The organism is Janthinobacterium sp. PSPC3-1, from assembly GCF_049896105.1.
In the GTDB taxonomy this organism is placed as follows: Bacteria; Pseudomonadota; Gammaproteobacteria; order Burkholderiales; family Burkholderiaceae_D; genus Janthinobacterium.
Genome location: NZ_JAFCTQ010000077.1, coordinates 1 through 5,548, shown reverse-complemented (window position 1 = coordinate 5,548; position 5,548 = coordinate 1). Strand labels below are relative to the sequence as shown.

The window sequence follows — 5,548 nt, the reverse complement described above, 5'->3', positions numbered from 1 at the left end:
CTTGTTGTCATGTTCAACTCCTCAGGTGGTGTATTTTCCACCTATCGAGGTGTCCGAGCAAATTAGACCACAGCAACTTAGCGTGCTCTGATCCTGGCTCCCATATACTCTTCCCGAAAAAAAGAGCATAGTTTGCCCAACATTAATTCGTTTGGCTCAATAAGACTTTGGTCGGATGGTCGTCTTAGAGTATGCTGGTCTTTAAGATAATCTTCATAAAAAAACAGCAACCTTCAGCTTCATTCCCCCCTCAGCCAGGCTGCCCAGGTTGGCCCATGCCAAGATAAGATCGCCATCGCTTTGTTGACCAACCCACTGCTTGAGCGAGGTAGCTAGTGAAGCTTGCCAGCTCAACATTGAGCGGTCTAACAAAGCAGTTGCGGAGGGGGCCCAGCCCCCTGCGTCTCGCCAGAAGTGAACTGCTGGGGGCAACTTCTCAATTTCAACTGCGATCTCATTGTCACTGAGACCGTCGATATTCTCTCCTTCCAACATGTTATTCCTCTTGAACCCGTTCGATGACGACGCCGGCAGAAGACACCGCTTTCAACGTCGGAAAGAACGTCGCCTCATGGATGACAAAGCCGTCGGCATCGATCACGTCGACGCCAGTGTAGCCGCGCTAGATGACGCGACAGGATAGTCCGGCACCCGGTTTAGCGCCACGGCGAATCTTGCCGTCCCAATCTACAAAGAAGCCAGTTGACGTTTCCATTATTTTTTCCCACCAATCCAGATGCGTTACCAAGGCGCGGGCTGGAACGTCCATGCGCTTACCAGCGCTGGTGCCTGCCATCCGCTCGACTTACCACATCACCAAGCCGCCATATGGAGTTGTCGGCGCAATGGCGCGCATCTCGTTGCCTACCGTTCTGAAAAGGTAGATTTTGCCGGCTTCATTGGTCATGGTGTGATTTCCTTTCAAAGCTCCGAGGGAGGAGGTCCAAACTTCTCCAGCAAGCTCGCGATCAATTGCTCATCGGTCCCACGCCAACTCTCGGTCCGACTGCCAAACGGTACCGTGAAACCACTGCAGGTCTCCTTATAAACGGAGCTGAGCACGCGGTCTACCGGCGCTGTACTCCGCACCATTGGGCCGGTGTCAAGTTGTTGATCACCAGTGATCCACCCGCCGGGCGTTAAGTGCCACAAAGTCCACTCATTGCTGGCCATATTTTCCCGATTCAATTTCGTGCTGACTCTCGATTCGTCAGTTTAAACTGGTATAAATTTTATCTAAATGTTAACGTAGCCGCGTTTTCAAAACAATTGGCCGAGAGCAGAAGTTCCGGTGGAGCATGTCCGCCTCGGCCTCTTGTGTCAAACGTCATTGTTTTGTGTCGAACTATATTGTTTTCTGTCCGACTTTATTGTTTGTCCACAACGCCACCAATTTTTTCATCAAAAGAGCGGTTCATATCCTTTGAAGCCATACAGAACTAGGTAGTTTACTTAATCGGTGCTAAGTATTATAGGGTAAATTACAGGTACGTTTATGCATGAAAAATACCGGTTTAAATACCGCTGTCTGGCTGGTCGTGCTATGCTCTTTTTCACCCACGCCGCCGTGATGTCCGCGCTGGCCCACCCGATCAATTGCGCGCACCATGCAACCACCATCAGACCCGCTGTTCCCACCGCCGCCAGCACCGGCATCGCTGCCGCGCAACGCCGGCCGGCCGCGTTTTGCGCTCACCGACGATGAGGCGCGCAGCCTGGTGATGCAACTGGGCGATATGCGTACCCGTCACGCCAACAACCCCCGCCAGCATCGTCCGTTCGTGCACGATTTTCTACGGGCGGTGCACCACGCGACCGGGCGCATCTACAGCGCAGGGACCTATCGCAAGCTGCTGCAGGCGTACGCGCCCGAGCGCACGCCGTCAACGACCACGCTCGAGACCGAAAAAAACTTGCTTGAGCATGCGCTGAAAAGCCGCGCGGTGGCCGTCGGCATCGCTGCGGCAACGCCACTGCCGGCAGCTGAGGCAGCGCCATCGGTGCCAGCACCGGCGCCGGCGCGGGAAACCGGACTCGAGCTCCAGCAGATCATCAGCTTGCTGCACCACCTGTCAGCGCGACTGGATCAACAGGATCGGGCGTTCGCAGGCCAGGATCGTTCGGCCGGCTTGCAAGCCCACAACGACTATCTGCGCGAGCGTCTCGCCGTCACCGAAGAGGATTTAAATGAAACGCGGGCGCAGGCCGCCCGGATGGCGCTCGAGGTGCAAGCTGCCGCCACCCAGGCAGAGGAGCGTGCGCGCGAGCTGGCGGCGCTGTACCAGAACGTCAAGGACCAGGCGGCGGCGCTGGGCGCGATGGCGGAAGAACTGCATGGCAGCCGGCAGTTTGCCATGCAGGCCATCGATGGCGTGCGCGGAGAAACGCGCGGGGCCAAAGAACGCTGCGCGCAGCTGGAGCAACAACTCAAGGACAAGGAGCAGCAAGTGGACATGTACCGGCAAATGGCGTTCAGCAAAGGAGCGCCTGCACGATGACTGGACTGACGCCCTACGCCCACGGCGCCGGCCAGCTCGCGGTCGCCGCCCCCCAGCCGGTGCACAGCCTGGGGCCCGTCGCCAACGACTGGGAAGCGATCAATGTGTGGCTGGCCGCGGTGGCCGACAACAGCAGAAGCGGTTCCCATGAAACGCTCAACACCTACCGCTACCACCTGGCCAAGCTGCGCTGGTACTGCGAGCGCGAACTGGGACGCCCGCCGTCGACCTGGACCCTGCAAGATGTGAAAGCCTTCCGCAACTACCTCGCGCAGCTGCCTGCTTCGTCCTTGCGTACTATCAATATCGCACCTGGTGCGCCAGACTACTCACCGTTCCAGAAGCAGCCCGGCGTCAGCACCCAGTCCGACATCCTGCGGTTCACCAAGGCCATGTTCAGTGCCCTGCATCGTACCGGCTATCTGCGCCTCGATCCGATGGCGCTCGTCCAAGCGCCGAAGCAGCGCCGCTTGGACAAAAAACGCGCCGTGGGGGATGATTTGTTTGACCTGGTGCTGCAGGTGATGGCGGAGGCGCCGCAGCCAACCCAGAAAGACCATCAGATTTACGTGCGCGACTGCTTCATCTTCATTTGCCTGCGCGAGTCGGGACTGAGGGCGTCGGAACTCATCGGGGCTAAAATGGATGCCGTCGGGTTGCTGTACAACCCCAACAGCGGCAATACCTATTGGGCCATGACGGTCAAGGCAGAGACGGCCAAGGGCGGCAAACAGCGCACGGTCCCGGTGAGCGTGGCGTTCCTGGAAGCTTTTATTGCCTACCGGCGCGCGTTCGGACTGGATCCGATGCCTGGACCGAACCCCCAGCAGTATGGGCTTGTGCTGTCCGTGCGCACCAAAAAAAGGGAGAGCGGGAGCCGGATCAAGAGCGCGTCGGACCGACGGCTGTTTGGTGAATGGCGCGACGTGGGGAGCCGGCAAGGACTGCATGGCATCATCAAAGGCCGGATACGGGATGCAGTCCTTCTGCTGGAGCAGGCCGGCGATGGCGCAAGCGCCGCGCACCTGGATCGAGTATCGGCACACTGGCTGCGGCATACGTTCGCGATGACGTCGCTCTTGTCGGGTCAGGATCTGCGAAGCGTGGCCACGTCGCTGGGCCATGCCAGCGTCGACACGACCATGGGCTACACGGAACAGGACGCGATCGATCTGATCGAGAGTTGGGAGCGAGAAACGCCAGGCCGCGTGGCCCGTGCGGGCCAGGCCGATGGAATCAAGTGAACAGGAGTTAAATTTTTTGGTAGGCTTTCCCCCAGATGCTTCAGCCGTCCAACTAAATGTAACGAGGAAAATTCTTGCGTTTTGTTGACTGTTAACCGGATAACGGATAATATGAAAACATGCCAATTCAATCCTTCGCTTGTCCCGACACGCAAGCCCTGTTCACCACAGGCAGGAGTCGCCGATTCGTCAACATTAAGAACGTAGCCGAGCGCAAGCTGGCCCAGCTCGACGCGGCTCCCTCGGTGAATTTCATGAAGGCGCCGCCGGGTAACGACCTGAAAGAGTACGACGGCGCTTGGCATGTGCGGATTAACGACCAATGGCGTCTGACCTTCAAGTGGGGTGATAGCGGCCCTTATGAAGTGCTGATCGAAGACCCACACTGAGCGGGGCCTAGCCCCGCATAGAAAAACCTGAACAGCCACGGAGGGCATTATGTTCAAAAATGGTATGCGTCCTATCCACCCAGGCGAAATTTTGGTCGAGGACTACATTAAGCCCATGGGCGTCAGCGTGCGCGCTGTGTCTCTGGCCCTGCACGTTCCGTACTCTCGCCTCAGCGAGATCACCAAAGGTGAGCGCGGCGTCTCCGCTGATACGGCACTTCGCTTGGAGCGCTATTTTGGCAGTGAGGCACAAGGATGGTTGAATCTCCAAAGTGCGTATGATCTGCGTATGGCCGAAATATCCGCTGGCAAAGCCATCGCCGAAGCAATCAAGCCGCTTGCGTTGGCATAGCTCAAGAAAATCTATGTTTCTCATTGTGAACGACGGACTTGAATTGGTCCTGTCGCATTAGCAAACCGTCGATGGCCGATCAGGAAAACTACGGTGCTTAATCTTGAACGACTCGATGTGCTCCACTTCAAGAGGATGCGCTTTCCGATCGATCTGCTCCTTGTCTGCATTCGTTGGTACGTGGCCTACCCGCTGAGCTACCGGCACGTGGAAGAAATGATGGAGGAGCGCGGCTTGTCGGTAGACCATTCATCGATTAGCAAATGGGCGGTCCGATTTCTTCCGCAGATCGAGAAGATGGTCCGCAAACACAAGCGCCCGGTCGGTGGCAGCTGGCGAATGGATGAGACGTACATCAAGGTCAAGGGCGTCTGGAAATACCTGTACCGCGCTGTCGACAAGCAGGGCAAGAGCGTCGACTTACTGCTCACGGCCAAGCGTGACATGGCGGCAGCGAAGCGCTTCTTCGACAAGGCCATCTGAGCTAACGGCGATCCAGACAAAGTCGCGATGGACAAGAGCGGCGCCAACAACGCGGCCTTCGATTTGATCAACGCCGGCCGTGACGTGCCAATCTTGGTGCGCCAGGTTAAATACCTTAGAGTGCGTGCAAAACCTGGGGAGGCTGACAGATCATCCTTGCTGCTCAAATGTGCTGCCATTGGCGCAAGACTGTCGAGAGGCGACGGAAGTCGGCCTGGTCGCGATCAAAGTTTGCAGTCTGCCTGGCGAGAGTTCGCCATTGAGAACGGCGACTCTGACCTGTGCAAGGCAGTGCGCGCCTTCGTCGGTCCAGCGCATTTGGCGCTTCTTGGCCATGCGCTGGCTGACGACCAGATTCACGGCCGATTCGGCGATGCTGCTGCTGATTGGCAGGCCTTTTCTATATCGTGCACCATAGTTGACCAGGGAATCGGTGTTGTTGCGGATGTAGCAGCTGACGGTACGCAGATTCCACCACAGCCTTGAGAATTCGTAACCATCCCTGCGGTACGTGTCAAGATAGTTGTCGCATAATTCCGGTTTTAGAATGCGTCGATTTTGTTCTTTCCTCAGCGCGTCACG

5 protein-coding genes and 2 pseudogenes are annotated in these 5,548 nt (G+C 57.2%); 5 read left to right on the top strand and 2 right to left on the bottom strand.

What is annotated here, in order from left to right:
- Window positions 1-213 precede the first annotated feature (213 nt).
- Window positions 214-495 (bottom strand): hypothetical protein, encoded by a 282-nt coding sequence (locus ACP7B7_RS31435; protein WP_426079331.1) that lies wholly within the window; start codon window positions 493-495, stop codon window positions 214-216.
- Between the two features lie 1,112 nt (window positions 496-1,607).
- On the opposite strand from ACP7B7_RS31435, the gene ACP7B7_RS31430 reads away from it, so the two are divergent.
- From ACP7B7_RS31430 to ACP7B7_RS31410, 5 genes and pseudogenes are all read left to right on the top strand, one after another.
- Window positions 1,608-2,498, top strand: coding sequence for a hypothetical protein (locus tag ACP7B7_RS31430; protein ID WP_426079330.1), 891 nt, complete (start codon window positions 1,608-1,610; stop codon window positions 2,496-2,498).
- Entirely contained in the window at window positions 2,495-3,742 is a 1,248-nt protein-coding gene (locus tag ACP7B7_RS31425; RefSeq protein ID WP_426079329.1) for a tyrosine-type recombinase/integrase, read from the top strand. The genes ACP7B7_RS31430 and ACP7B7_RS31425 overlap by 4 nt, the downstream gene beginning before the upstream one ends.
- A gap of 119 nt (window positions 3,743-3,861) precedes the next feature.
- Window positions 3,862-4,131, top strand: coding sequence for a type II toxin-antitoxin system RelE/ParE family toxin (locus ACP7B7_RS31420; protein WP_070223560.1), 270 nt, complete (start codon window positions 3,862-3,864; stop codon window positions 4,129-4,131).
- A 49-nt stretch (window positions 4,132-4,180) separates the two neighbouring features.
- On the top strand, window positions 4,181-4,483 hold the full coding sequence (locus tag ACP7B7_RS31415; protein WP_070289058.1) for a HigA family addiction module antitoxin: 303 nt from the start codon (window positions 4,181-4,183) through the stop codon (window positions 4,481-4,483).
- Window positions 4,484-4,618: 135 nt separating this feature from the next.
- Window positions 4,619-5,083: pseudogene (locus ACP7B7_RS31410) on the top strand (IS6 family transposase); the annotation flags it as partial.
- 132 nt (window positions 5,084-5,215) lie between these two features.
- Here the strand turns inward: ACP7B7_RS31410 and ACP7B7_RS31405 are convergent.
- Window positions 5,216-5,548: pseudogene (locus ACP7B7_RS31405) on the bottom strand (ISKra4-like element ISCot1 family transposase); the annotation flags it as partial.

Bases quoted from the DNA above. Each gene is read 5' to 3' on its own strand.
- ACP7B7_RS31420 (WP_070223560.1), top strand. From the start codon at position 3,862: ATGCCAATTCAATCCTTCGCTTGTCCCGACACGCAAGCCCTGTTCACC.
- ACP7B7_RS31425 (WP_426079329.1), top strand. From the start codon at position 2,495: ATGACTGGACTGACGCCCTACGCCCACGGCGCCGGCCAGCTCGCGGTC.
- ACP7B7_RS31415 (WP_070289058.1), top strand. From the start codon at position 4,181: ATGTTCAAAAATGGTATGCGTCCTATCCACCCAGGCGAAATTTTGGTC.
- ACP7B7_RS31430 (WP_426079330.1), top strand. From the start codon at position 1,608: ATGCAACCACCATCAGACCCGCTGTTCCCACCGCCGCCAGCACCGGCA.
- ACP7B7_RS31435 (WP_426079331.1), bottom strand. From the start codon at position 495: ATGTTGGAAGGAGAGAATATCGACGGTCTCAGTGACAATGAGATCGCA.